Genomic DNA, 23,965 nt, shown 5'->3' on the forward strand with positions numbered 1-23,965 from the left:
TTTGCTTTCAACAACTTGGGCTGCTTTCTTGAAGCACTACCTCATCAGAAATTCCAGTTCTACTTGCACTTTGGAGGGTGGATGGTATTGAGCGCCACATCTGCCTGTAATCCAAAGGAACAACGCCCGTGGACCTGACTGCGCTGCGCAATGCAAACCCCGAACACTGGGACAAAGCTGCGGCCATCCGCACCCTGACCCTCGACGCCGTCGCCGCCGCCAATTCCGGCCATTCCGGTATGCCAATGGGCATGGCCGACGTTGCGACCGTGCTGTTCGAAAAGCACCTGAAATTCGACGCCTCCGCCCCGAATTGGCCTGACCGCGACCGGTTTATCCTGTCGGCCGGCCACGGTTCGATGCTGATCTATTCGCTGTTGTTTTTGACCGGCCACGGCGACGTGACCCTTGAGGAAATCAAGAACTTCCGCCAGTTGGGTGCAAAGACAGCCGGTCACCCGGAGAACTTTCTGGTTGATGGCATCGAAACCACGACCGGTCCTCTGGGCCAAGGCATCTCGAACGCTGTGGGCTTTGCCATGGCCGAAGAAATCCAGCGCGCGCATTACGGCAAGAAGGTTGTGGATCACTATACCTATGTGATCGCCGGCGATGGCTGCCTGATGGAAGGCGTCAGCCAAGAGGCAATCACCCTGGCCGGTCGTCATGAGCTGAGCAAGCTGATCGTCTTCTGGGACAACAACAACATCACAATCGACGGCACCGTCGATATGGCTGACCGCACCGATCAGGTGCGCCGTTTCGCAGCCTCGGGCTGGCACGTGATCGAGATTGACGGGCATGATCCGCAAGCCATCGACACAGCCATCGTACAGGCGAAAAAGTCGAACAAGCCGACCATGATTGCCTGCGAAAGCCACATCGCGTTGGGCCACGCGGCGCAGGATACCTCGAAAGGTCACGGCGCGCTGACCGATCAGGACCAACTGAAGGCAGCGAAAGAAGGCTATGGCTGGCCGCACGACGCATTCCATGTTCCCGCCGAAGTAAAATCCGCATGGGAGGCCATCGGTTCCCGCGGTGTTGCCGAACGCACGGCTTGGGAAGAACGTTTCGCGCAGCTGTCCGAACGTAAACAAGCCGAATTCAACCGCGCCTATGCGTTTGAAGCGCCCAAAAAGCTAGCCGGTGCGATCCGCGCGTTCAAAAAGCAGATCTCGGAAGATCAGCCGAAACTGGCCACCCGCGCCTCGTCCGAGAAGGTTCTGAACGTCGTGAACCCGATCATGACCGAAACCGTGGGCGGTTCGGCGGACCTGACCGGTTCGAACAACACCAAATCGGCTGATATGGGTGTCTTCCTGCCCGAAAACCGCAAGGGACGCTACATCCACTACGGTATCCGCGAACACGGCATGGCCGCAGCTATGAACGGTATGGCACTGCACGGCGGCATTCGCCCTTATGGCGGCACATTTATGGCCTTCACCGACTATGCCCGCCCGTCAATGCGTCTGGCAGCGCTGATGAAAGTGCCTTCGGTCTTCGTGATGACCCACGACTCAATCGGTCTGGGCGAAGACGGCCCGACCCACCAGCCGGTCGAGCATCTGGCAATCTCGCGCGCGACCCCGAACACCTATGTGTTCCGCCCCGCAGATTCTGTGGAAACCGCCGAAGCGTGGGAGTTGGCGCTGACGTTCAAGGACAGCCCCTCGGTTCTGTCGCTGACCCGTCAGGGCGTTCCGACCGTACGCACGGAACACAAAGCCAAGAACCTGACCGCGCAAGGTGCATATGTGTTGGCTGATTCCGAAGGCAAACGTCAGGCCATCCTGATCGCCACGGGGTCCGAGGTTTCTTTGGCGATGGAAGCCAAAGCGATGCTTGAGGCCGAAGGCATCGGTACTCGCGTTGTATCTATGCCCTGTATGGAGTTGTTCGCACAGCAGGACGAAGCCTACCGCAAACGCGTCCTTCCTGGTGGTCCGGTCCGCGTCGGGATCGAAGCCGCCGTACGCGCTGGTGGCTGGGATCGCTGGTTGCTGGGTGAACGTGGCCGCGAAGCAAAGGCTGGTTTCATAGGTATGTCCGGCTTTGGCGCGTCCGCTCCGGCGAATGAGCTGTACAAGCATTTTGGCATCACCGCCGAGGCAACCGTTGCCAAAGTCAAGGAATTGCTGGGCCTGTAATCCAGTACACTAAGAGTAAAGCAAAGGGCGGCTTTGGCCGCCCTTTCCAATTTGATTTCAGTGCGTTGTGGCTTTTTTTGAGAGCAATGGTCCAATCACCTTGGTTGCCACAGGGATCAGAACAAAGCCCCACGCCAGACCAAACACTCCATCCATGGCCGCTTTGGAAATCCATTCGACGGCCCCTACCCAGCCCTCTGACACGGAATGCCCAATCGCATAGGCCCAGTCGTGGATGTGATGGCCCAACCAGCCAAAACCCAGAACTTCCATCCCGTGAATGATGATCGACCCGCCGACCCACAGCATCGCCGCGGTCCCAACAGTAGACAGGGTCTTCATCACACCCGGCATCGCCTTGACCAACCCGCGCCCCAGCCCGCGCCCGACTGGCGTCGGGGCGTTGTTTGCCAGAAACAACCCGACATCATCCATCTTGACGATCAACGCGACCGAGCCATAGACGGCCACCGTCACCCCGATGCCCACAACCGCCAGAGTCGCCGCCTGCATCCACAGATTCGGCGCCTCGATCGCGGCCAGTGCGATGGTCATGATTTCGGCGGACAGGATGAAATCCGTTTTGATCGCACCTTTGACTTTCTGCTCCTCTAGATGACCAGGGTCGCGCACGTTCATGTCTTCATCAATGGCATGGCTGCCATGTGGAAACAGAACATGAAATATCTTTTCAGCCCCCTCGAAGCATAAGTAAGACCCACCGATCATAAGCAGCGGCGTAATAAGCCAGGGCGCAAAATTAGCCAGCAACAGGGCCACAGGCAGCAACAGCACGATCTTGTTGAATACCGATCCACGCGCAATCCGCCAGATGATTGGCAACTCGCGCGCAGGCGCAAAACCCTGAACGTATTTCGGAGTGACGGCTGCATCGTCAATAATCACCCCTGCCGTCTTGGCCCCGGCCTTTCCCGCCGCCGCAACCACGTCGTCCACCGACGCCGCCGCAACCTTGGCGATCCCCGCCACGTCATCCAAAAGAGCCAAAAGACCGCTCATTGCGCTACCTTTCCTGTCACCTGCCGCATCTGGAACCTACCCAATCCTACAGCCAGTGCAAGCGTTAGCGCAATCGTGCGAAGTTTGCGCTAACACATTAAAAATATGCCGCTTTTGCTCTTTTGAGATTCACCAATCACGGCTATATGGCCTGCAAGGCAAGCGCATTTGGAGACGTCACATGACCATCAAGGTCGGCATCAATGGTTTTGGCCGCATCGGCCGCTGTACCCTGTCGCATATCGCAGCGTCAGGCCGGAACGATATCGAAGTCATCAAGGTCAACGCGACCGGACCGCTGGAAACTTCGGCGCATCTGCTGAAATATGACAGCATCCACGGAAGGTTCCCACGCGACATCGCCATCAACGGCAATACCTTGGATCTGGGCCGTGGCCCGATGGAGATGTTCTCGACCTACGACATGAACGAACTGGACTGGGACGGCTGCGATGTGGTTCTGGAATGCACCGGAAAATTCAATGACGGCACCAAGGCAAAAACCCACCTCGAGCGCGGCGCCGGCAAAGTTCTGCTGTCCGCACCGGGCAAGAACGTCGACAAAACCATCGTGTTTGGTGTGAACCACAACACGCTGACCGCCAACGACAACATGATCTCGAATGGCTCTTGCACCACAAACTGCCTTGCTCCGCTTGCCAAGGTTTTGGACGAAGGTGTCGGCATCGAAAATGGTATCATGACCACGATCCACGCCTATACCGGCGACCAGCCGACCCTGGATCGTCGTCACAGCGATCTGTATCGCGCCCGTGCCGCTGCCATGTCGATGATCCCGACATCGACCGGTGCTGCGAAAGCGCTGGGTGAGGTTCTGCCGAATCTGAAAGGCCGTCTGGACGGTTCCGCCATCCGCGTACCTACCCCGAACGTGTCGGCGGTGGACCTGACTTTCCGCGCCTCGCGCGAAGTGTCTGTCGAAGAAGTTAATGAAATCGTCCGCGAAGCCGCGCTTGGCCCGATGCAGCGCGTTCTGGGTTATGAACCCGCGCCGCTGGTTTCGACCGATTTCAACCACACCGAAGAAAGCTCGATCTTTGCGCCGGAACAAACCCGAGTTGTAGACGGTCGCTTGGTTCGTGTTCTGGCCTGGTACGACAACGAATGGGGCTTCTCGGTTCGCATGGCCGATGTCGCCGTTGCCATGGGTCGGCTTAACTAAGACCGGTTTGAAATCTTGAACATATTTGCCCGCTCAGGTTATCTGGGCGGGCATTTTTGTTCGGGGCCGCTATGACCAACCAAATCGCTATCTGGCTTGGCCTCTTGATCCTTGGCGGGTTGATTCTGGACTACGCCATCTTTGGACCCGAACATTTGGTTTTCCTCGGGAAAAAGCTTTACGCCTTTCTGGATTGGCTGGCTTTCTGGCGCTGACAGAGGTTTTGCTTGACTTTTCCGCTCATCTGGCTTTGTTAGCGCTAACTTATATAAGATCCCTATTCGGACGGAGCGGAACATGACACTCAAGCTGGCAATCAACGGATTTGGTCGGATCGGACGCGGAGTTCTGCGTGCCGTGATGGAATCGGGACGTACAGACGTGGAAATTGTCGCCATCAATGACTTGGCCAAACCCGAGATGAACGCGCATTTGTTCGAGTTCGACAGCGTACACGGCCGTTATCCCAACAAGGTGACGTTGACCGACGAAGGCCTGGACGTCGGCGCGGGCCCCATCCGTCTGTCCAGCGAACGCGACCCCGAGGCGCTGGATTGGTCAGATATCGACGTGGTTCTGGAATGCACGGGCGTCTTCCGCACCCGCGAGGCTGCTGAACGTCACCTGAAAAACGGTGCCAAGAAAGTCCTGATCTCTGCACCTGCGCGGGGCGAAGGTGCTGTAAAAACAATAGTCTATGGTGTGAATGAGCGCGACCTGACAGCCGGAGATACAGTGGTCTCGAACGCCTCGTGTACCACCAATTGCTTGTCGCCAGTTGCCGCCGCGCTGGATGCCGGGCTTGGCATCGTCCATGGCAACATGACCACGGTCCATGCGTATACCGCCAGTCAGCCAGTCCACGATACCGCAGGCAAAGATCCATATCTGTCACGTGCTGCGGCTTTGTCGATGATCCCGACCACCACGGGTGCCGCAGCGGCTGTCGGTCTTGTACTGCCGCAATTGGCAGGCAAGCTGACCGGTCAGGCCATCCGCGTTCCGACGCCTAACGTGTCTGTTGTCGATCTGGTGGCCGAAGTATCGCGCCCCACCACCGAAGACGAGGTCAACGCGCTGTTCACCGAGGCCGCTGCCAGGATTCCCGGTGTGTTGGCTGCCGAAACCCGCCCATTGGTGTCGATGGATTTCAACCACGATTCCCACAGCTCGACCGTGTCATTGGCCGAGACCAAAGTCACCGACGGCACATTGGTGCGCGTTCTGGCCTGGTATGACAATGAGTGGGGCTTTTCGAACCGGATGCTGGACACAGCCGCCGCGATGGGCGCGTTAGCCTAACCTTTCGCGCAATGCAGTATTAACGCGGGGCGTCACGAATTTCGACACGTCCCCGTTCAGGCGCGCAATCTCTTTCACCAGTTTTGATGCAATGGCCTGGTGCCGGGCTTCGGCCATCAGAAATACGGTTTCGATTGAATCGTCCAAAGCGCGATTCATACCAACCATCTGGAATTCATACTCAAAATCCGCAACGGCCCGCAGCCCGCGAATGATGATTTGGGCACCCACATCGCGGGCGCAGTCGATCAGCAGGTTTTCGAATGGATGAGCGACAATTTCAGTTCCGGTTTGTTCAGACAAAAGCGCACATTCCGCCTCAATCATGGCCACGCGTTCTTCCAGTGAAAACAACGGTCCCTTGTCGCGGTTGATCGCTACACCGATCACCAGCTTGTCGACCAAAGCCGAGGCGCGCCGGATAATGTCAATATGGCCCAGAGTAATCGGGTCAAAGGTTCCAGGGTATAGACCAACCCGCATCACGCTCTCCTGCGTTCTGGAAATTCTGCGTCAGCAAACATAACTTTGCTGTCGGCGCAAGAGGTTGCTATCGCAACCAGCCCCGTCAGTGACCCATAATCATCCCTTGAAGGGCGTCTTTTTCCATCGCCAGTTCGGCCAGTTGCGCCTTGACCACGTCGCCCAAGGTCACAATGCCTATCAACTTGCCTTCTTCGACCACGGGCATGTGACGAAAACGGCCTTCGGTCATGCGGGCCATAATATCTTGAACAGTGGCCTGTCGTGTCGTGGTGATCAGATCCTTTGTCATGTAAGAGCTGACCGGTTGCGTCAAGCATCCGCTGCCACTGGCAGCCAGTTCACGAACGATATCGCGTTCAGACAGAATGCCGACTGCCGTCTGACCACCATCTTCGGAAACGATGACGGTACCAATGCGCTTTTCCGCAAGGATCTTCGCAGCCTCCGACACAGTCATCGAAGGCTCGACCGTCACGACGCTGTCTGTCGCCTTGGATTTCAGAATGCCCTGAACGAGCATGAAAACACCTCCGGAATAATGAATTTATCCAAAGCGTTGCGCGATTGTGTCGACCTGTCAAGCGTTGGCATCGGCTTCAAGCCGCGCAACTTCGTCGCGTATCCCACGCGTCAAGGCCTCGGCAAAGCGGTTTAACCGTTCGTTGCGCTGATCGCCCTGATGCCGGACGAGATAGAAACTTCGCATTAAACCCACTTGATCCGTCAATATTTTTCGCAGGTTTGGATGGAAAGGCAGTGTAAAATCATGGGCAACGCACACTCCGGTACCAAGGGCCACCTGGCGCAACTGAACCGAGACCGAATTCGATGCAAGTGCGACACGGTCAACGCCTATATCGTTGAGATAGTCCAGCTCTCGGTCAAATATCATATCCGGGATGTAGCCAATCAAACGATGCCCTCTTAGATCGTCGACTGAACCAATAGGCGCGTGGCGATCCAGATAATCCTGCGTCGCCACCATATGCAGCTTATAGTCGCTGATCTTCTTAACCAGCAATCTGCCTGCTGTCGGCGCACTAACGGTTACGGCCATGTCGGCCTCACGCCGGGATAGGTTAATGATCCTTGGCAGGGCCAGAATCTGGATGTCCAAATCAGGGTTAGCGTCACTGATTTTCGCACAAACCTGTGGCAACAGATAATTGGCGCTGCCATCGGGCGCCCCAATTCGTATCTGCCCGCTAAGGGATTTGGTCGACCCAGTAACAACGCCCGCGGCCGCGCGCATCGCCTCTTCCGCTTGTAAACCGTGATCCAACAAGCGTTCACCAGCAGCGGTCAGGATGTAACCCTGCTGCGATTTCGTAAACAACTGCGCATCCAATGTGGCCTCAAGCCGCGCAATACGCCGCCCTACCGTAGCAGGGTCAATTTTGAGGATTCGGCCCGCTGACGACAGGCTTTCCTCGCGCGCGACGGACAGAAAAACCCGCATATCATCCCAATTCGGAGTCATGTTTCACCTTTTGCATTTTTGCAAAGCTCTTTTGAAACATTGCCTCTGTTCACCGAATTTCTGCAAGTCTATTTTGCCGGCAGATCTACCCGGAGGAATTTGTCATGCAGAACCTGACTCACTATATCAACGGCGAAAATGTAGAAGGTACATCAGGCCGTTTCGCCGACGTATTCAACCCCGCCACCGGCGAGGTTCAGGCCCATTGTCCAATGGCCAGCGTTGCCGAAACCGAAGCTGCGATTGCCGATGCTGCTGCTGCACAGCCTAAATGGGGAGCAACCAACCCCCAAAAACGTGCCCGTGTCATGATGGCGATGGTTGGCCTGATGAACCGCGACATGGACAAGCTGGCCGAAGCGTTGAGCCGCGAGCACGGCAAAACCATTCCCGACGCCAAGGGCGATCTCCAGCGTGGCCTGGAAGTGATCGAATACTGCATCGGCGCCCCACAGATGCTGAAGGGTGAATTTACCGACAGCGCAGGCCCAGGTATTGACATGTATTCGATGCGTCAGCCTCTCGGTGTTGTTGCGTCGATCATGCCGTTCAACTTCCCCGCCATGATGCCTCTGTGGCATGTCGGTCCGGCCTTGGCCTGTGGTAATGCTGTCGTACTGAAACCGTCCGAGCGCGATCCTTCCGTGCCGCTGATGCTGGCTGAACTGTTCGTCGAAGCTGGCCTTCCCAAAGGCGTATTCCAGGTCGTCAACGGCGATAAAGAGGCTGTAGACACCCTGCTGGACAGCGAGATCATTCAAGGCGTTAGCTTTGTCGGATCGACTCCGATTGCGCACTACATTTACTCCCGCGCAACAGCGAACGGGAAGCGTGCACAGTGTTTTGGCGGCGCAAAAAACCACATGATCATCATGCCGGATGCAGATCTGGACCAAGCCGCCGACGCGCTGGTCGGAGCTGGTTTCGGGGCTGCTGGCGAACGCTGCATGGCAATTTCGGTTGCAGTACCCGTCGGCGAAGAGACCGCCGACGCGTTGATCGAGAAACTTATCCCGCGTGTCGAGAAACTGAAGGTTGGCCCCTACACCGCCGGAGACGATGTTGATATGGGACCGGTCGTAACCGGTGCCGCCAAAGAGCGTATTCTTGGCCTGATTAACTCGGGTGTTGAACAAGGTGCAAAGCTGGTCGTCGACAACCGCGATTTCAGCTTGCAGGGATATGAAGACGGCTTCTTTGTTGGCCCGCACCTCTTCGACAATGTCACTCCCGACATGGACATCTACACCCAGGAAATCTTTGGCCCAGTTCTGTCCACCGTTCGCGCAGGTTCGTACGAAGAAGCGCTGAAGCTGGCGATGGACCATGAATATGGCAATGGCACCGCGATCTACACCCGCGATGGCGATACCGCACGTGACTTTGCGAGCCGCGTCAACATCGGCATGGTCGGTGTCAATGTTCCGATCCCGGTTCCTCTGGCCTATCACACCTTTGGTGGTTGGAAAAAGTCCATGTTTGGTGACCTGAACCAGCACGGCCCGGACAGCTTCAAGTTCTACACCCGCACCAAAACCGTGACCTCGCGCTGGCCGTCGGGCATCAAAGAAGGTGGCGAGTTCAACTTCAAAGCGATGGACTGATCTGGATCCGCAAAACTGCCTATCACCAATACCGGCCCCCATCGGGTCGGTATTTTTTGGCGAAGTATTGCCACAGTGGATAAGAAAATCCGGGTTTCACGATAAATTCACAGCTCTGCCACTGGAAAAGCAGCTAAGACGACAATAGTTTGTTGCCAATTTCCTAGTTTCGAGCAGTACGAATACCGGAGGCCGCTTTGTCAAATCCGTACATGACCCGCCGCTCTGCCCTGTTGGGCGCAGCTTCTCTTTTGGCGACACCAGCGTTGGTGCGCGCACAAAGCATTGATGCATTCCCGACGGATGAAGAAGCCATCAGCACGCAATTGCCGGTACGTCGCAATGTGTCGTCGTTTTCACAGCAGAACTGGCAAGACCACTTCGATGAGCTGGGTGTCGGCTGCCTGCTGGCCGATATCACCAGCCGAGCAGTTCATTACTGGGGACCGGACGGAACGTATAAGCTGTACCCCAGCTCAGTTCCGATGAGCGAAGAGCTTACCAAGCGCGGCTATACCGAGGTCAAGCGCAAGACTGAAAATCCAAGCTGGACTCCAACCGCGTCTATGCGTGAACGTGATCCGTCCCTGCCCGTACGCATGGAAGGTGGCGATCCCGGCAACCCGTTGGGGACACGCGCTATGTATCTGGGCTGGCCCGCCTATCTGGTACATGGCACCCATGACACGCGCAAGATTGGCCGCCAAAGCTCGTCAGGGTGTATCGGCCTTTACAACCAGCACGTTGAGGAACTGTACCCTCTGGTCCAGGTTGGAACTCAGGTCAGATTAGTTTGACAAAAAAGCCCCGGCCAACAGGACCGGGGCTTTCTACTTAGCGGGGTCATTATTCCGGCAAGATCACCGCATCGATCACATGGATCACGCCATTGCTGGCTTCGATGTCGGCCTGCACAACCTTGGCATCATTGACCTTGACGCCATTTTTGGCGTTCACGCTCAGCTGGTCGCCCTGAACGGTGCGAACCTTCGCGCGTTTACCGGCAATATCACCTGACATCACCTTGGCCGGGACCACGTGATAAGTCAGAATCTCGACCAGTTGGTCCTTGTTTTCAGGCAACAGCAGCGTTTCCACCGTTCCCTCGGGCAGCGCGGCAAACGCTTCGTCTGTGGGTGCGAAAACGGTGAACGGACCATCACCTTTCAACGTGTCAACCAGATCTGCGGCCTGAACAGCAGCGACCAGGGTGTTGAACGATCCGGCTGATACGGCGGTGTCCACGATGTCAGCAGCTTGTGCCTTGACGGGCAGTGCAAGTGCAAATGCGGCGGCGGCGCCCATGAAAGTACGGCGAAACATGGCTGTTGTCTCCTCTCCAGCTTGTTATGGAAAGGGGTACGGAGGGTCCGCCAGCCCGGATCACTTTTCCTTCACCTGGACCCAGATACTCTGCGCGCGCCCGTCCTTCAGAAACGGCAATGCCTCGGCGGCATCGGGGCGATCCATCTGCAGGAAATACCCCGGCCAAAGCATTGAATACGCACCAGATTGCAGCAATACGTGCAGGATGTACTGCTCTCCCCAACCAGGGCAATCATAAAAGAACCGCTTGGGGTATTCGTAGGGCAAAAAAACATCATGCACGTGAATCACCACACCCGGCTTTAGCGCAGGAATGACGCGGCAGAACAGATGCGCCACGTCGTTGCTCATCCGAACGACGTGGCTGGAATCAATGAACAGGATGTCACCTGATTCAAGCTGATCGAACAGCGCCGGATCGACCTCTTCCAGCCGCTTCTGTTCAAAGTGATCGACGACATGCGCGATATCCGCCCGTGGATACGGATCAATCGCAGTGATCTGTGTATCCAGACCGCCGTCGATGATGGCCTGCCGGGTGACGCGGGTTGAATTGCCGCAACCGACCTCAATCACGCGTTTGGGCGCAAACCGCCGGATCATCAGGTACAACGCGTCAGCATCCGGGCTGTCGTAATATCCATTGCCCAGGCGATAGCTGGTTTGATTGCGCGCAGGGTCTTTCAACGCCTCCAGTGCGGCAGCGTGCTGACCATATTCGGCAACCAGCTCGCTGATATCAAACCCCTCCATCCCCGGCGACAAGGCATAGGCCGGGCGGGTCAACCCACCTGCCCGTTCAAACGCCTCAAGCCGTGCACGCTCGTCCAGTTCCGTGACCTTATCGACCAGCTTCACCCCCAACTCATTGAGGGCTGCGTTGATCTGCGGGAATTTTCTGGGTTTCACGGGCGGCTCCACTTGGCGGTTCGTGTGTTCCATACCTTTGCAGGCCGGGCTTGTGCAAGATGAGCCGCTCCAAACGCTTGGCAAAACAGAAATTTCCGTATTCACTGGTCAGAATAGTAGTACGAGGGTTGCCATGCAGCAGGAATTTACGCTGGGCATAGAAGAAGAGTATCTGCTGGTCGATCGCGACAGCTTGCAACTTGCCCAAGCGCCCACGGCACTGATGGAGGCCTGTCAGGCGGATTTCGAAGGACAGGTTAGCCCCGAATTCCTGCAATGCCAGATTGAGGTCGGCACCCGGCCCCATTCGACGATCAAATCGGCCCGAGAAGATTTGAAACGCCTGCGCTCATGCGTTGCGGATCGGGCGGCTGAATACAACCTCGCGCCAATTGCCGTGTCTTGCCACCCGTTTGCCGACTGGAAGAAACAGCACCACACCCGCAAGGATCGCTACGACGCGCTGCAACATGCCCTTGGTGGCGTTGCCCGACGCATGTTGATCTGCGGGATGCACGTTCATGTCGGTGTCGAAGACCCTGCCCTGCGGGCCGACCTGATGCCTCAGCTATCCTACTTCCTGCCACATCTGTTGGCCCTGTCGACCTCGTCCCCCTATTGGAACGGAGAGGATACGGGACTTTCCTCCTACCGCCTGACCGTGTTTGATAACCTGCCACGCACAGGGTTGCCGCCGGTTCTGGCCAGTTGGTCGGATTATGAACGCACCACCGGCATTCTGGTCGAGTTGGGCGTGATTGAGGACACGACAAAGATCTGGTGGGACCTGCGCCCGTCACACCGTTTTCCAACTCTGGAAACACGGATCATGGACGTGCAACCTCGGTTGGAACACACATTGTCGCTGGCCGCCCTGGCCCAGGCGTTGACCCGCATGCTGTGCCGCCTGAAGGATCGCAATCTGCGCTGGCGGCATTACGATCAGTTCCTGATCAGCGAAAACCGTTGGCGCGCACAAAGGTATGGCGTAGGCGAAGGTCTGATCGACTTTGGCGACCGTTCCATCAAACCCATGCCCGAGTTAATGGGCGAACTGATGGGAATGCTGGCTGAAGACGCAGAAGCACTGGGCACCATGACCGAGTTGGCGCGCCTGCAGCAAATCGCACAGTCCGGCACTTCGGCTACCCGACAGCGCCGCGTCCATGCCGAAGCTGCAGCACGCGGCGATGATCCCGGGAAAGCCGTCGTGCAGCACCTGATCGAAGAATTTCATCACGATCTTTAATGCCCCTGACGATTGCTGGCCGTGCAAAATTTCTGTAAGAATTCGGAAATAAACAGTCGTTCAATTCATTCGGAAGCGTGGGAGGCAAGCCTTGGATTTTGCACTGACAGAAGAGCAAACCGCAATCTTCGACATGGCGTATGATTTCGGGCAAGACAACATCGCCCCGAACGCCCGCAAATGGGAGGCTGACGGAACCATCCCCAAAGACCTTTGGCCGCAAATTGGCGAGTTGGGATTCGGCGGGCTTTATGTCTCGGAAGACAGCGGCGGGTCCGGCCTTACCCGTCTGGACGCGACATTGGTGTTCGAAGCGCTATCAATGGCCTGCCCTTCCGTCGCGGCCTTTCTGTCGATCCACAACATGTGCGCCAAAATGCTGGACAGTTTTGGAAGCGACGAACTGAAATCCCGCATCATGCCTGATGTACTAAGCCTGAACACCATCCTCAGCTATTGCTTGACGGAACCCGGATCAGGATCGGACGCGGCTGCGCTCAAAACCCGCGCCGACCGCACGAATGAGGGTTATACGCTGAACGGCACCAAGGCGTTCATCTCGGGCGGCGGTTATTCTGACGCCTATGTCTGCATGGTGCGCACCGGTCGGGATGGGCCCAAGGGCATTTCAACGGTTTATGTCGAGGACGGCACGCCGGGCCTCAGCTTTGGCGCGCTGGAACAGAAGATGGGCTGGAAAAGCCAGCCGACAGCGCAGGTGCAATTCGATGACTGCCACATCCCGGCTGGAAATCTGGTCGGCACCGAAGGGGATGGGTTCAAATATGCGATGAAGGGTCTGGATGGCGGGCGGCTCAATATCGCCTCTTGTTCCCTGGGCGCTGCCCAGTCCGGGCTGAACATGACGTTGCAATACATGTCCGAGCGCAAGGCTTTCGGTCAGTCGATCGACCAATTTCAAGCGTTGCAGTTCCGTCTCGCCGATATGGAGATTGAACTGCAAGCCGCTCGAACCTTTCTGCGGCAGGCTGCCTGGAAGCTAGATCAGGGCACGCCCGACGCCACTAAGTTTTGCGCCATGGCCAAGAAATTTGTGACCGAGACCGGATCGAAAGTTGTCGACCAATGCCTGCAATTGCATGGTGGCTATGGGTATCTGGCCGATTATGGCATCGAAAAACTGGTGCGCGATCTCCGCGTTCACCAGATTCTGGAAGGCACCAATGAAATCATGCGGGTCATCGTCGCCCGCCAAATGCTTGCCGAACACTGAGGAACACATGCCAGACATCGACATCCGCATAACAGGCCGCGCCGGGCGCATCACCCTGACTCGGCCAAAAGCGTTGAACGCGATGACCTATGACATGTGCATGGCCGTCGACACGGCGCTGCGCAACTGGCGCGAAGATGATGCCGTGGATCTGGTCATCATGGACGCCGAAGGCGACAAGGCCTTTTGTGCGGGCGGCGATATCGCCGACCTTTACGCGACAGGCAGCAAGGGGGATTTCGATTATGGACGTACCTTCTGGCGCGATGAATACCGGCTGAATGCGCTTATCTTCGAATACCCCAAGCCAGTCATCAGCTTTCTTCAGGGTTTCACCATGGGCGGTGGCGTTGGCATTGGATGCCATGGCAGCCACCGGATCGTTGGGGAAAGCTCGAAAATTGCTCTGCCGGAATGTTCGATTGGGCTGTTGCCGGATGTGGGCAGCACATTGATGCTGGCGCTGGCCCCCGGTCGTTTAGGCGAATACCTGGGCACAACCGGTCATCGGATGGGCCCAGGAGATGCTGTCTTTGCGGGATTTGCCGACCACTTCATCCCGATTTCGGATTGGTCCGCCATAATCGAGATGCTCGAGGCCTCGGGAGATGCCGAACTGATCGAACGACACACCACGACGCCGCCCGACAGCGCGCTAGAACAACAGCACTCCGTTATCGAAACCCTATTCGCCGGGGAAAGCCTGGGCGATATCCTGAACGCCCTGATCCATTCCAGCCACGCGATGGCGGCGGACGCGCTCAAACTGATGCGTCGCAATTCGCCGCTGTCGATGGCTTGCACGGTCGAAGCGCTGCATCGCCTACGAGGGCCCAGCCTGACGCTGCGCAAGGCGTTGGAACTGGAATACCGATATACGTTCCGCGCGATGGAACATGGCGATTTTCTGGAAGGCATTCGCGCTCAGATCATCGACAAGGACCGTAATCCACAATGGCGGTTTGCCGACCAATCCGTACCAGCGGTGGCGGTGTCGAAAATGCTGCAGCCACTGGGCAAAAACATGCTGACATTTGAGGAGGTTTGAGAGATGAAAATCGGGTTTATCGGTCTGGGCAACATGGGCAATCCAATGGCCGCCAATCTGGCAAAGGCCGGGCATGAGGTGACTGGTTTTGACATGGCCGAGGTCAGTGTCGCTGGTGTCGCCATGACCGGTTCGGGGGCCGAAGCTGCCGCAAACGCCGATATCGTCATCACCATGCTGCCAAACGGGAAAATCTTGCGCGCTGTCGGGGATGAGATCATCCCTGCAATGCAATCCGGGTCTGTGTGGATCGATTGTTCAACCGTCGATGTCGACAGCGCCCGCGCTGTCGCGGATCAGGCAAAACAGGCTGGAATTCTGGCGGTAGATGCCCCTGTTTCGGGTGGAATCGGCGGCGCAGCGGCTGGCACTTTGACTTTCATGGCAGGTGGCAGCGATACCGCATTTGCGAAAGCAGCGCCGCTGTTCGATATCATGGGTCAAAAAGCCGTTCATTGCGGTGAATCCGGCGCCGGTCAGGCTGCCAAGATCTGCAATAACATGATCCTCGGTGTCACCATGATTGCCACGTGCGAAGCTTTTGCGCTGGCAGATAAACTGGGCCTGGACAGGCAAAAGATGTTTGATGTGGTCAGCACATCCTCAGGCTATAGCTGGACGATGAATGCCTACTGCCCTGCCCCTGGCGTGGGTCCGGAAAGCCCGGCGGACAATAACTATCAACCCGGTTTCGCTGCTGAATTGATGCTAAAAGACCTGCGTCTTAGCCAACAGGCCGCCGAAAGTTCGGATGCGGATACGCCGATGGGTCAAGCCGCAACCGCACTGTATGAACAATTCGTTGAGTCCGAGGGCGGATTGGGCATGGATTTCTCTGCAATGCTTCCACGGTTCGAAAAACGCGGACGAGGCTAGGCGACCGGCGTGGGCGGCTTGTTGCCCACTGGGTTGACCAAACAGTGAACTACAGCCATCTGTCTTTAACTACGACGTTCTTGCGGAGGGAAGTTAGATGTCGCGTGTGTTAACCATTTCCACGACAATTCTGGCGCTCGCGCTGAGTTCTGGCATCGCCATCGCCGGGAACGGCAAAGGAAAGGCCGGGCATTGCCCTCCGGGGCTGGCTAAAAAGGCTGTACCATGCGTGCCGCCTGGCCAGGTTAAAAACCTGTATCGCTCGGGTGATTACATCAACCACGACTATCGCTGGATCAATGATCCGTATCGCTATGGTCTGAACCGTGGCAGCTACATTCGTGCCGGCGACTACGTCTATCGCGTCGATCCAGATACGCGAAAAGTGCTGAACCTGATCGGTGCGGTGGCTGACATCCTCAACTGAGGATCAAACCCTTATTCCGCAGCAACCCGTGCGCCCTCAAGCATCTGCTTCAGATACCGTCCAGTATGGCTGCATTCCACTGCAGCCACATCCTCGGGCGTCCCGGTCGCCACGATTTCACCACCGCCATCGCCACCTTCGGGACCGATATCAATAATATGGTCGGCAGTTTTCACAACGTCCAGGTTGTGTTCGATCACCACAACCGTATTACCCTGGTCGACCAGTTCGTGCAGCACTTCCAACAACTTACGGACGTCTTCAAAGTGAAGACCGGTGGTCGGCTCGTCCAGAATATACAAGGTCCGCCCGGTCGAACGCTTGGACAACTCCTTTGACAGCTTCACCCGCTGTGCCTCACCACCAGACAGCGTAGTCGCCTGCTGACCGACCTTGATATAGCCAAGCCCGACCCGTGCCAGCGCATCCATCTTGTCGCGGATCGACGGTACGGCCTTAAAGAACTCCTGCGCGTCTTCCACTGTCATATCAAGAACATCGGCGATGGACTTGCCCTTAAACTTGATCTCAAGCGTTTCGCGGTTGTAGCGCGCGCCCTTGCAGGTTTCACAGGTGACGTAGACATCGGGCAAAAAGTGCATCTCGATCTTAATGACGCCATCACCCTGACAGGCTTCGCACCGACCTCCCTTGACGTTGAAGCTAAACCGACCCGGCTTATAGCCACGCGCCTTGGCTTCGGGCAAACCGGCAAACCAGTCTCGGATCGGGGTGAAGGCCCCCGTGTAAGTTGCTGGATTTGAACGCGGAGTCCGCCCAATCGGCCGCTGGTCGATATCGATGACCTTATCCAGATGTTCCAACCCCTTGATCGTCTCGCAAGGTGCCGGAGTCTGGCGCGCGCCGTTCAGACGCATCGAGGCGGTTTTGAACAGAGTCTCAATCGTCAATGTCGACTTGCCGCCACCAGACACACCCGTCACGCAGACAAACTTGCCCAGCGGGAAATCGGCCGTGACGTTCTTCAGGTTGTTGCCCGTCGCCTTAACCACCGAGACCTTCTTCTTGTTTCCCTTGCGCCGTTCTGTTGGAACGGCAATTTCCCGTGTGCCTGCCAAATACTGACCAGTCATCGAGGCTGCATCTGAAGCGATCTGTTCAGGTGTGCCCTTACTGACCACCTGCCCACCATGCACACCGGCACCCGGGCCGATATCGAACACATAGTCGGCCTCGCGGATCGCCTCTTCGTCATGTTCGACGACGATCACCGTGTTGCCCTGATCACGCAGGTTCTTGAGCGTGCCCAGAAGCCGGTCATTGTCCCGCTGGTGCAGCCCGATTGAGGGCTCGTCCAGCACGTACAGAACGCCGGTCAGGCCGGAACCGATCTGGCTGGCCAGACGAATCCGCTGACTTTCGCCCCCGGACAGTGTTCCACTTGAACGAGACAACGTAAGATATTCCAATCCAACGTTATTCAGGAATCCCAGACGTTCACGAATCTCTTTGAGGATCGCCCGTGCGATCTCATTCTTCTGTGCACTCAAATGGTTCGGAGCATCCTCGACCCAGGCCAGAGCCTCTTTGATCGACATCTGCACGACCTGCCCCACATGCAGGCCGGCGATCTTGACAGCCAACGCTTCGGGACGCAGGCGATAGCCGTGGCATGCACCGCACGGCCGGTTGTTCTGGTACCGCTCAAACTCTTCACGTATCCAAGCGCTGTCGGTTTCGCGATAGCGGCGTTCCATATTGGGGATCACGCCCTCAAAACTGCGGGTAACCTGATAGACTCGCCCGCCTTCGTCATAGCGGAATTGGATTTCCTCATCGCCGGAACCGCGCAGGAACACCTGCTGCACCTTTGCTGGTAGATTTTTCCACGGAGTGTTTTTGTCGAATTCGTAGTGGCGAGCGATGGCCTCGATCGTCTGCAGGAAATAGGGCGACTTGCCCTTGCGCCACGGGGCCAGTGCCCCATCGTAAAGCTTCAGCGTCTGATCCGGAACCACCAGACGTTCGTCAAAAAACAGTTCGACCCCCAGGCCATCGCAATCGGGGCAGGCACCAAAAGGCGCATTGAATGAGAACAGGCGCGGTTCAATCTCGGGGATCGTGAAGCCACTAACCGGGCAAGCAAAGTTTTCACTGAATGTAATGCGTTCTGGATCACCTTCGCGCGGGGCGGTTTCCAGAATCGCGATCCCATCCGCCAGATCCAGCGCGGTACGCAGACTGTCGGCCAGCCGCGTTTCCATCCCTTCGCGCACGACCAGACGGTCGACCACGACGTCAATGTCATGGCGGAATTTCTTGTCCAACGTGGGCGGCTCGTCCAATTCGTAGAACTCGCCATCCACCTTGACGCGCTGAAATCCCTGTTTGCGCAGCTCGAGGAATTCCTTTTTGTATTCCCCCTTTCGGTCCCGCACGATGGGGGCCAGCAGATAGCCGCGCGTACCCTCCTCCATCGTCATGATGCGGTCGACCATGTCCTGCACCTGCTGTGCTTCGATGGGCTGTCCAGTAGCCGGGCTATAAGGCGTCCCCGCGCGGGCAAATAACAGACGCATATAATCGTAAATCTCGGTCACCGTCCCAACGGTCGAACGCGGGTTTTTCGATGTAGTTTTCTGTTCAATCGAAATCGCCGGGGACAGGCCGCTGATATGGTCCACATCCGGCTTTTCCATCATATCCAGGAACTGACGCGCATAAGCCGACAAGCTTTCGACATAGCGACGCTGACCTTCGGCATAAATGGTATCAAACGCCAAAGACGACTTGCCAGAACCCGACAACCCGGTGATCACCACCAGCTGATCGCGCGGAATATCTACGTCGATACCCTTGAGGTTATGCTCGCGCGCGCCGCGCACCTCGATATTTTTCAGCTCAGCCATTTTGGCCCCCAACACATAAGTGTCCTAGAAATAGGCGAGCGGCTCCGAGTCTCCAACAGAAAAGTTAGAACAAAGTGTGAACGACCGGATTATTGCCGACATCTCCTGACAGTATGACCCCGATCCGATGTGCGCCCCGGAAGGGGTTGATTGAATATTCGGTATTTCGGGAAAATGGCGCGGTTGACGGGGCTCGAACCCGCGACCCCCGGCGTGACAGGCCGGTACTCTAACCAACTGAGCTACAACCGCGCATTTAGGGTCTATGTGCGATCCATTAACCCGGATCTAAGGCTGGCAGCGGTGGCGCGGTTGACGGGGCTCGAACCCGCGACCCCCGGCGTGACAGGCCGGTACTCTAACCAACTGAGCTACAACCGCCCGCTGCCCGTTCGTTGCTGAACGTTGGGGTGTATTATGGCCACGCCCCGGCATCGTCAAGCGGGGTTTTGAAGTTTTTTTGAAGAAGGCGGAAATTGTTTCCCGGCATCACGTCCCAGCTTCCTTGGAACCGAACCTTTCCCAACCTACTGCAAGATCCCAAACACCCTTTGGCTAAGATGATTCCTTTTATTGGAAATGCCAAGGTATCCAAGGATTTATACTTTCAAACGATTCCATCGAAGCACACGCATAAGATGTATGATTTCTGAAAAACCGAACATAATCCTCGATATATCTGAACCTAACGCCACGGCCTTTTGCGAGGCTTGGCACCCCTGCCATTATTCAGTCACAATGCGTGTGCAAGAGGCGACACCGCCCTCACAAAATCAAAAAAACGTGCCAGCAAACTTGCGCTGGCAAGTCTCGAAGTGAAGTATCCGAGCGGATAACAAAATCTCGGCTTACGAGATCGGAAGGAAGCTTAACGCAATCAAAAGTCATGATTTGTGATGACCTATGGTTTGCGTTGTAATTATGGAAATAGCGGAATGTCAGTTGCAAACCAAAATTACCCGGGCGCCAGCCCAACTGGTCATGAGTATGTTGACGGATTGATTTGGGGGACCTCTTGGAACCTCGGCACGAATAACGGAGGACCAGCTGGCACGATTACATATTCATTCGGGGACTCGTCGGTTCAGGGTTTCGTAGATTTTTTCCCCCATGAAAAACAAGCGTTCCGCCAAGCCTTGGCCGTGATCGAGCAATACATCCCAATTGATTTTGTCGAGGTCAATTTCCTCTCACCCCAAGGGACGCCCTATTACGAAAACATCTCGTGGGGGCTTGTTACAACCCAATCCCTGGACGGGAGCCTCGGTGCACACCAAGTGCCCGGAAGCGACCCCATTCTAGAGGGATTTGGTATCAACACTCTGTTTGGCTGGTTCGCATACGATACTCCTCTGTTCAGCCAATCTGCGCTGGCAAAGGGCGGCGAAGGATTTGCAACCATTGTGCATGAGATCATGCATGGCCTCGGGCTGGCACATCCGCATGACAACGGTGGGCAATCAACCGTCTTTGACGGTGTGACACAACCATTCGATGACTACGGAACCGATGGTCAGAACCAAGCCGTCTATACGATCATGTCGTACAACTCAGGGTACCCGCAGGTTGTGCCGCTACCTTCGTTCAACTATGGCGGCGTGGCCTCGCCGATGGCACTGGACATTGCCGCGCTTCAAGCGATTTATGGAACCACGTCAAACAATACCGGCAACAACGTCTATTCTTTGAAAGGCTCCAATGCTCCCGGCACCTATTGGGAAGCGATCTGGGATACGGGCGGCACGGATACGATTTCAGCCAGTGGATTGTGGAGAAGTGTAAGGATCAGCCTGAAGGCGGCTGATCTAGAAGGCCACGATGCAGGCGGAACCCCCTCGCACGCGGCAGGGGTCAGTGGTGGCTTCACGATCGCCAATGGGGTTGTCATTGAAAACGCCGCCGGCGGGCACGCCGGTGACTTCCTTTATGGCAATGATGTTGCGAACCTCATGGTCGGCAATGGTGGCAATGACCTGATTGCTGGCGGAAACGGCAACGATACCATCAAAGGTGGCCAAGGAAATGATTTCCTGATCGGTGGTCAAGGCAACGACACCCTGACCGGCGGCAACGGTTTGGACAACTTCATCATCAAAGACAGTGATGGCGACGACACCATCACAGGTGGCGTTGGGGTTGATACCCTTTCGTTCAACGGCTCAACCGCCGCGACCTTAGATCTGTCGGTTACGACCGCTCAGGATACCGGATACGGCATGGATACGATCACCTTGGTCGAAAACGCCGTGGGTACCGCTCAGGACGATCAGCTTACTGGTGATGATCAGGCAAACACCTTTATCGGCAACGATGGAAACGACACGCTTGACGGCCAGAGAGGCGCGGACCTGCTTCAGGGCGGCATTGGCAAAGATACGATTTCCGGTGGCAACGGCTGGGATACACTGCGTGGGGGCAACGGCTCTGACATCATTGACGGTGGTCTAGGCAATGATGCGATCTTCGGCGGCAAAGGAATCGACACGATTGTCGGCGGTGCCGGTGTGGATACGATGACCGGCGGCATCGGAACGGATACGTTTGTTTTCAATGACATCACCGACAGTGGTACCAAAGGATCTCTGGCCGACAAGATCACGGATTTCACGCAAGGCGAAGACAAGATCGATCTGAGTGCAATCGACGCCAGTACGGTTTTGGTTGGCGATGATGCTTTCGTCTTCAACGGCACGACCCCAATCGGATCGTCCGACGAAGGTGAGATCTATTTCATCAAGCAGGACAACGCAGGTACGGCATCCGATCAGACCATAGTTTACGTCGACACAGACAATGACAGTGATCCTGAGATGGTCATCAAGCTATCCGGTCTGCATGACCTGACAGCGAACGACTTCATCCTGTAAGGCTGTAAGTGAAAACAACAGGCAGCGGTTTATGCTGCCTGTTTTTTTGTGCCCGTAGTATAGAAATTTTGCACTTCGCGTACCCTTGCAAGCCTGCGGGACACTCTGTATTAAGCGCGCTTATGGGTGATTAGCTCAGTGGTAGAGCGCTTCGTTCACATCGAAGATGTCAGGAGTTCAAATCTCTTATCACCCACCATTCCCCTCTTTGGTAGGCACCATCCAAATTTCCGTGTCTTGACGGAGGCTTGCCAGATTTCTCCTGGGCTGCGTATCCTGTTTTGAATAGCCGCGGGATTTTGCGGCGCTTTGGGATGGAGTAATAACGTGGCCGGATTGAAGCGCGATATCGGCCTCGTTGGTCTGACCTTCATTTCGGTTGGTGGCATCATTGGGTCCGGATGGTTGTTCGGGCCGCTTCTGGCGGTGCAACATGCAGGGCCTGCTGCTATCATTTCATGGATCATTGGTGCCGCGGCCATGTTCATTCTGGCAATCACCTTCGCCGAAATATCGGCCATGCTGCCGATTCCGGGTGGCATCGCGCGGGTGCCGCAGTTTTCTCACGGCAATATCGTCTCGATGGCGATGGGTTGGACCGCCTGGATTGGGTACAATACCACCGCCCCGATCGAGGTCGAGGCGATGCTGAAGTACCTGGCCCCCTATGCCCCGTGGCTCCACACAGCAGACACAGGTGACTTGACGGGTGCGGGCATCACCGTCGCCCTGTTTTTCATGCTGCTGTTCGTTGCGGTCAATGCGTTGGGCGTCAAGTTCTTCACCCAAGTGAACGCGACGCTGACTTGGGCCAAGATCGCGATTCCAATTGTATTAGCCGGCTTGCTCATCGCCAATCGGTTCGACACTCAGAACTTCACTCAACCGGATGGATTCGCACCCTATGAACTGCAAGGCATCATGGCCGCAGTGTCGACCGGTGGCGTTATCTTTTCCTTCATTGGATTTCGTCATGTGGTTGATATGGCCGGTGAGGTTCGAAATCCCAAATTCGCCATCCCTGCCGCGCTGATTCTGTCCATCGTGCTTTGCGCGTTGATCTATGTGGGCTTGCAAATCGCCTTTATCGGCGCGCTCGACTCGAAAATGCTGAGCAACGGTTGGGCCAGCCTGAGTTTCGGCGGTCAGGGCCCGTTGGATGGCGTCATCATATCGGTCGGGTTTGTCTGGTTCTTGAGCGTACTGAACATCGGATCGGTTATCGGGCCGTTCGGCAATGGCCTAGTCTCGACCGGATCGAATGCGCGGATCGCTATGGCTCTGGCAAAAAACGGGTTTTTGCCTTCGCGCCTAATGATGCTGTCGTCGTTCGGAGTGCCCCTTTGGGCACTGGCACTGAATTTCCTGATCGGTACCCTGTTCCTGCTGACGGTTCCCTTTACCACTGTCATCGCCTTGAACGGCGCCGCCATCGTGCTGTCTTTTGCAGTCGGCCCTATCGCCGTCGTGTGCCTGCGCCATCTGATGCCGGATCGCCCCAGATCCATCCGCATCCCCGCCGTGAAACTGGTTGCGGTCTCGGCCTTCGCCATCGCCACCCTTGTTGTTTATTGGAGCGGTTGGGACACGGTCTGGCGTCTGGGTATCGCCCTTGCCATCGGGATGGCCCTGCTGCTGGTACGGTTCCGCAACCGGCTGGATGAAATGGACGTGACCGAAGCGTTGTGGCTGCTCCCTTATCTGGTGGGCGTCGGCCTGATCTCATATCTCGGGCAATTCGGAGATGGTGCGCTGAAGCAAATCCCGTTTGGGTGGGATATCATGCTTTGCTTGTTGTTCTCTGCGGTAATCTTTGGGTTGGCAGTTCGTTCTGCCCTGCCCCAGGAAAAGTTCCAGGAATACATCGACGAAGAAGAGATACTGGACCCGAAAAAACCTATCATCGGGTTGTAAAAAGGCGGGGTCTCCCC

General features: G+C 56.4%; 20 protein-coding genes and 3 tRNA genes. 14 read left to right on the forward strand and 9 right to left on the reverse strand.

Annotated elements, in window-relative coordinates; genetic code table 11:
* The first annotated feature begins 128 nt into the window (after nt 1–128).
* Entirely contained in the window at nt 129–2,153 is a 2,025-nt protein-coding gene (gene tkt, locus AB1A64_RS07535; RefSeq protein WP_366550842.1) for a transketolase, read from the forward strand.
* A 57-nt stretch (nt 2,154–2,210) separates the two neighbouring features.
* On the opposite strand, the gene AB1A64_RS07540 is transcribed toward tkt, so the two are convergent.
* Nucleotides 2,211–3,173: a DUF808 domain-containing protein gene (locus tag AB1A64_RS07540; protein ID WP_366550843.1), complete on the reverse strand. Its 963-nt coding sequence runs from the start codon at nt 3,171–3,173 to the stop codon at nt 2,211–2,213.
* 181 nt (nt 3,174–3,354) lie between these two features.
* Here AB1A64_RS07540 and gap (AB1A64_RS07545) point away from each other — a divergent pair, with 181 nt between their 5' ends.
* The 3 genes from gap (AB1A64_RS07545) to gap (AB1A64_RS07555) all read left to right on the forward strand — a co-directional run bounded on the left by gap (AB1A64_RS07545) (nt 3,355) and on the right by gap (AB1A64_RS07555) (nt 5,658).
* Nucleotides 3,355–4,356 carry a type I glyceraldehyde-3-phosphate dehydrogenase gene (gene gap, locus AB1A64_RS07545; RefSeq protein WP_366550844.1) on the forward strand — a complete coding sequence of 334 codons (1,002 nt, stop codon included), beginning with the start codon at nt 3,355–3,357 and terminating at the stop codon, nt 4,354–4,356.
* Nucleotides 4,357–4,427: 71 nt separating this feature from the next.
* Complete coding sequence (locus AB1A64_RS07550) at nt 4,428–4,571, forward strand: hypothetical protein (protein ID WP_170348585.1); 144 nt, start codon at nt 4,428–4,430, stop codon at nt 4,569–4,571.
* An 82-nt stretch (nt 4,572–4,653) separates the two neighbouring features.
* A complete protein-coding gene (gene gap / locus AB1A64_RS07555; RefSeq protein WP_366550845.1) occupies nt 4,654–5,658 on the forward strand; it encodes a type I glyceraldehyde-3-phosphate dehydrogenase in 1,005 nt (334 codons plus the stop codon).
* Here gap (AB1A64_RS07555) and coaD read toward each other — a convergent pair.
* The 3 genes from coaD to AB1A64_RS07570 form a co-directional block, all read right to left on the reverse strand.
* A complete protein-coding gene (gene coaD / locus AB1A64_RS07560) occupies nt 5,650–6,141 on the reverse strand; it encodes a pantetheine-phosphate adenylyltransferase (protein WP_366550846.1) in 492 nt (163 codons plus the stop codon). The two genes, gap (AB1A64_RS07555) and coaD, sit on opposite strands and share 9 nt — an antisense overlap.
* An 85-nt stretch (nt 6,142–6,226) precedes the next feature.
* A complete protein-coding gene (locus AB1A64_RS07565; RefSeq protein WP_366550847.1) occupies nt 6,227–6,664 on the reverse strand; it encodes a CBS domain-containing protein in 438 nt (145 codons plus the stop codon).
* A 57-nt stretch (nt 6,665–6,721) separates the two neighbouring features.
* Nucleotides 6,722–7,624, reverse strand: a complete 903-nt coding sequence (locus AB1A64_RS07570) for a LysR family transcriptional regulator (protein WP_366550848.1) — start codon at nt 7,622–7,624, stop codon at nt 6,722–6,724.
* Nucleotides 7,625–7,728: 104 nt separating this feature from the next.
* Between AB1A64_RS07570 and AB1A64_RS07575 the strand changes: the two genes are divergently transcribed.
* On the forward strand, nt 7,729–9,228 hold the full coding sequence (locus AB1A64_RS07575) for a CoA-acylating methylmalonate-semialdehyde dehydrogenase (protein WP_366550849.1): 1,500 nt from the start codon (nt 7,729–7,731) through the stop codon (nt 9,226–9,228).
* Nucleotides 9,229–9,440: 212 nt separating this feature from the next.
* Nucleotides 9,441–10,025, forward strand: a complete 585-nt coding sequence (locus AB1A64_RS07580; protein ID WP_170514239.1) for a L,D-transpeptidase — start codon at nt 9,441–9,443, stop codon at nt 10,023–10,025.
* A 49-nt stretch (nt 10,026–10,074) separates the two neighbouring features.
* On the opposite strand, the gene AB1A64_RS07585 is transcribed toward AB1A64_RS07580, so the two are convergent.
* Nucleotides 10,075–10,551 carry a fasciclin domain-containing protein gene (locus AB1A64_RS07585; RefSeq protein ID WP_366550850.1) on the reverse strand — a complete coding sequence of 159 codons (477 nt, stop codon included), beginning with the start codon at nt 10,549–10,551 and terminating at the stop codon, nt 10,075–10,077.
* 60 nt (nt 10,552–10,611) lie between these two features.
* The gene (locus AB1A64_RS07590) at nt 10,612–11,463 is read right to left on the reverse strand and encodes a class I SAM-dependent methyltransferase (protein ID WP_366550851.1); all 852 of its coding nucleotides are present in this window, start codon (nt 11,461–11,463) and stop codon (nt 10,612–10,614) included.
* Nucleotides 11,464–11,596: 133 nt separating this feature from the next.
* Between AB1A64_RS07590 and AB1A64_RS07595 the strand changes: the two genes are divergently transcribed.
* From AB1A64_RS07595 to AB1A64_RS07615, 5 genes are all read left to right on the forward strand, one after another.
* The gene (locus AB1A64_RS07595; RefSeq protein WP_366550852.1) at nt 11,597–12,712 is read left to right on the forward strand and encodes a carboxylate-amine ligase; all 1,116 of its coding nucleotides are present in this window, start codon (nt 11,597–11,599) and stop codon (nt 12,710–12,712) included.
* Between the two features lie 91 nt (nt 12,713–12,803).
* On the forward strand, nt 12,804–13,946 hold the full coding sequence (locus tag AB1A64_RS07600; protein WP_366550853.1) for an acyl-CoA dehydrogenase family protein: 1,143 nt from the start codon (nt 12,804–12,806) through the stop codon (nt 13,944–13,946).
* A gap of 7 nt (nt 13,947–13,953) precedes the next feature.
* Complete coding sequence (locus AB1A64_RS07605; protein WP_366550854.1) at nt 13,954–14,994, forward strand: enoyl-CoA hydratase/isomerase family protein; 1,041 nt, start codon at nt 13,954–13,956, stop codon at nt 14,992–14,994.
* 3 nt (nt 14,995–14,997) lie between these two features.
* Nucleotides 14,998–15,870, forward strand: a complete 873-nt coding sequence (gene mmsB / locus AB1A64_RS07610; protein WP_366550855.1) for a 3-hydroxyisobutyrate dehydrogenase — start codon at nt 14,998–15,000, stop codon at nt 15,868–15,870.
* A gap of 97 nt (nt 15,871–15,967) precedes the next feature.
* Entirely contained in the window at nt 15,968–16,297 is a 330-nt protein-coding gene (locus AB1A64_RS07615; protein ID WP_366550856.1) for a hypothetical protein, read from the forward strand.
* A gap of 11 nt (nt 16,298–16,308) precedes the next feature.
* Here the strand turns inward: AB1A64_RS07615 and uvrA are convergent, their stop codons facing one another.
* The 3 genes from uvrA to AB1A64_RS07630 all read right to left on the reverse strand — a co-directional run bounded on the left by uvrA (nt 16,309) and on the right by AB1A64_RS07630 (nt 19,548).
* Complete coding sequence (gene uvrA, locus AB1A64_RS07620; RefSeq protein ID WP_366550857.1) at nt 16,309–19,167, reverse strand: excinuclease ABC subunit UvrA; 2,859 nt, start codon at nt 19,165–19,167, stop codon at nt 16,309–16,311.
* A 175-nt stretch (nt 19,168–19,342) separates the two neighbouring features.
* A tRNA-Asp gene (locus tag AB1A64_RS07625) sits at nt 19,343–19,419 on the reverse strand.
* A gap of 52 nt (nt 19,420–19,471) precedes the next feature.
* Nucleotides 19,472–19,548, reverse strand: a tRNA-Asp gene (locus AB1A64_RS07630).
* Between the two features lie 896 nt (nt 19,549–20,444).
* On the opposite strand from AB1A64_RS07630, the gene AB1A64_RS07635 reads away from it, so the two are divergent.
* The 3 genes from AB1A64_RS07635 (at nt 20,445) to AB1A64_RS07645 (ending at nt 23,948) form a co-directional block, all read left to right on the forward strand.
* Nucleotides 20,445–22,034, forward strand: coding sequence for a M10 family metallopeptidase C-terminal domain-containing protein (locus AB1A64_RS07635; protein WP_366550858.1), 1,590 nt, complete (start codon nt 20,445–20,447; stop codon nt 22,032–22,034).
* Between the two features lie 124 nt (nt 22,035–22,158).
* A tRNA-Val gene (locus AB1A64_RS07640) sits at nt 22,159–22,233 on the forward strand.
* Between the two features lie 128 nt (nt 22,234–22,361).
* The gene (locus AB1A64_RS07645; protein ID WP_366550859.1) at nt 22,362–23,948 is read left to right on the forward strand and encodes an APC family permease; all 1,587 of its coding nucleotides are present in this window, start codon (nt 22,362–22,364) and stop codon (nt 23,946–23,948) included.
* The last annotated feature ends 17 nt before the right edge of the window (nt 23,949–23,965 follow it).

It is taken from the genome of Ruegeria sp. ANG10 (genome assembly GCF_040705255.1).
Taxonomy (GTDB): domain Bacteria; phylum Pseudomonadota; class Alphaproteobacteria; order Rhodobacterales; family Rhodobacteraceae; genus Ruegeria.

Coding starts and splice junctions, on each gene's coding strand:
- AB1A64_RS07540 (WP_366550843.1), bottom strand. CDS start 3,173: ATGAGCGGTCTTTTGGCTCTTTTGGATGACGTGGCGGGGATCGCCAAG.
- gap (WP_366550844.1), top strand. CDS start 3,355: ATGACCATCAAGGTCGGCATCAATGGTTTTGGCCGCATCGGCCGCTGT.
- AB1A64_RS07550 (WP_170348585.1), top strand. CDS start 4,428: ATGACCAACCAAATCGCTATCTGGCTTGGCCTCTTGATCCTTGGCGGG.
- gap (WP_366550845.1), top strand. CDS start 4,654: ATGACACTCAAGCTGGCAATCAACGGATTTGGTCGGATCGGACGCGGA.
- coaD (WP_366550846.1), bottom strand. CDS start 6,141: ATGCGGGTTGGTCTATACCCTGGAACCTTTGACCCGATTACTCTGGGC.
- AB1A64_RS07565 (WP_366550847.1), bottom strand. CDS start 6,664: ATGCTCGTTCAGGGCATTCTGAAATCCAAGGCGACAGACAGCGTCGTG.
- AB1A64_RS07570 (WP_366550848.1), bottom strand. CDS start 7,624: ATGACTCCGAATTGGGATGATATGCGGGTTTTTCTGTCCGTCGCGCGC.
- AB1A64_RS07575 (WP_366550849.1), top strand. CDS start 7,729: ATGCAGAACCTGACTCACTATATCAACGGCGAAAATGTAGAAGGTACA.
- AB1A64_RS07580 (WP_170514239.1), top strand. CDS start 9,441: ATGACCCGCCGCTCTGCCCTGTTGGGCGCAGCTTCTCTTTTGGCGACA.
- AB1A64_RS07585 (WP_366550850.1), bottom strand. CDS start 10,551: ATGTTTCGCCGTACTTTCATGGGCGCCGCCGCCGCATTTGCACTTGCA.
- AB1A64_RS07595 (WP_366550852.1), top strand. CDS start 11,597: ATGCAGCAGGAATTTACGCTGGGCATAGAAGAAGAGTATCTGCTGGTC.
- AB1A64_RS07605 (WP_366550854.1), top strand. CDS start 13,954: ATGCCAGACATCGACATCCGCATAACAGGCCGCGCCGGGCGCATCACC.
- mmsB (WP_366550855.1), top strand. CDS start 14,998: ATGAAAATCGGGTTTATCGGTCTGGGCAACATGGGCAATCCAATGGCC.
- AB1A64_RS07615 (WP_366550856.1), top strand. CDS start 15,968: ATGTCGCGTGTGTTAACCATTTCCACGACAATTCTGGCGCTCGCGCTG.
- uvrA (WP_366550857.1), bottom strand. CDS start 19,167: ATGGCTGAGCTGAAAAATATCGAGGTGCGCGGCGCGCGCGAGCATAAC.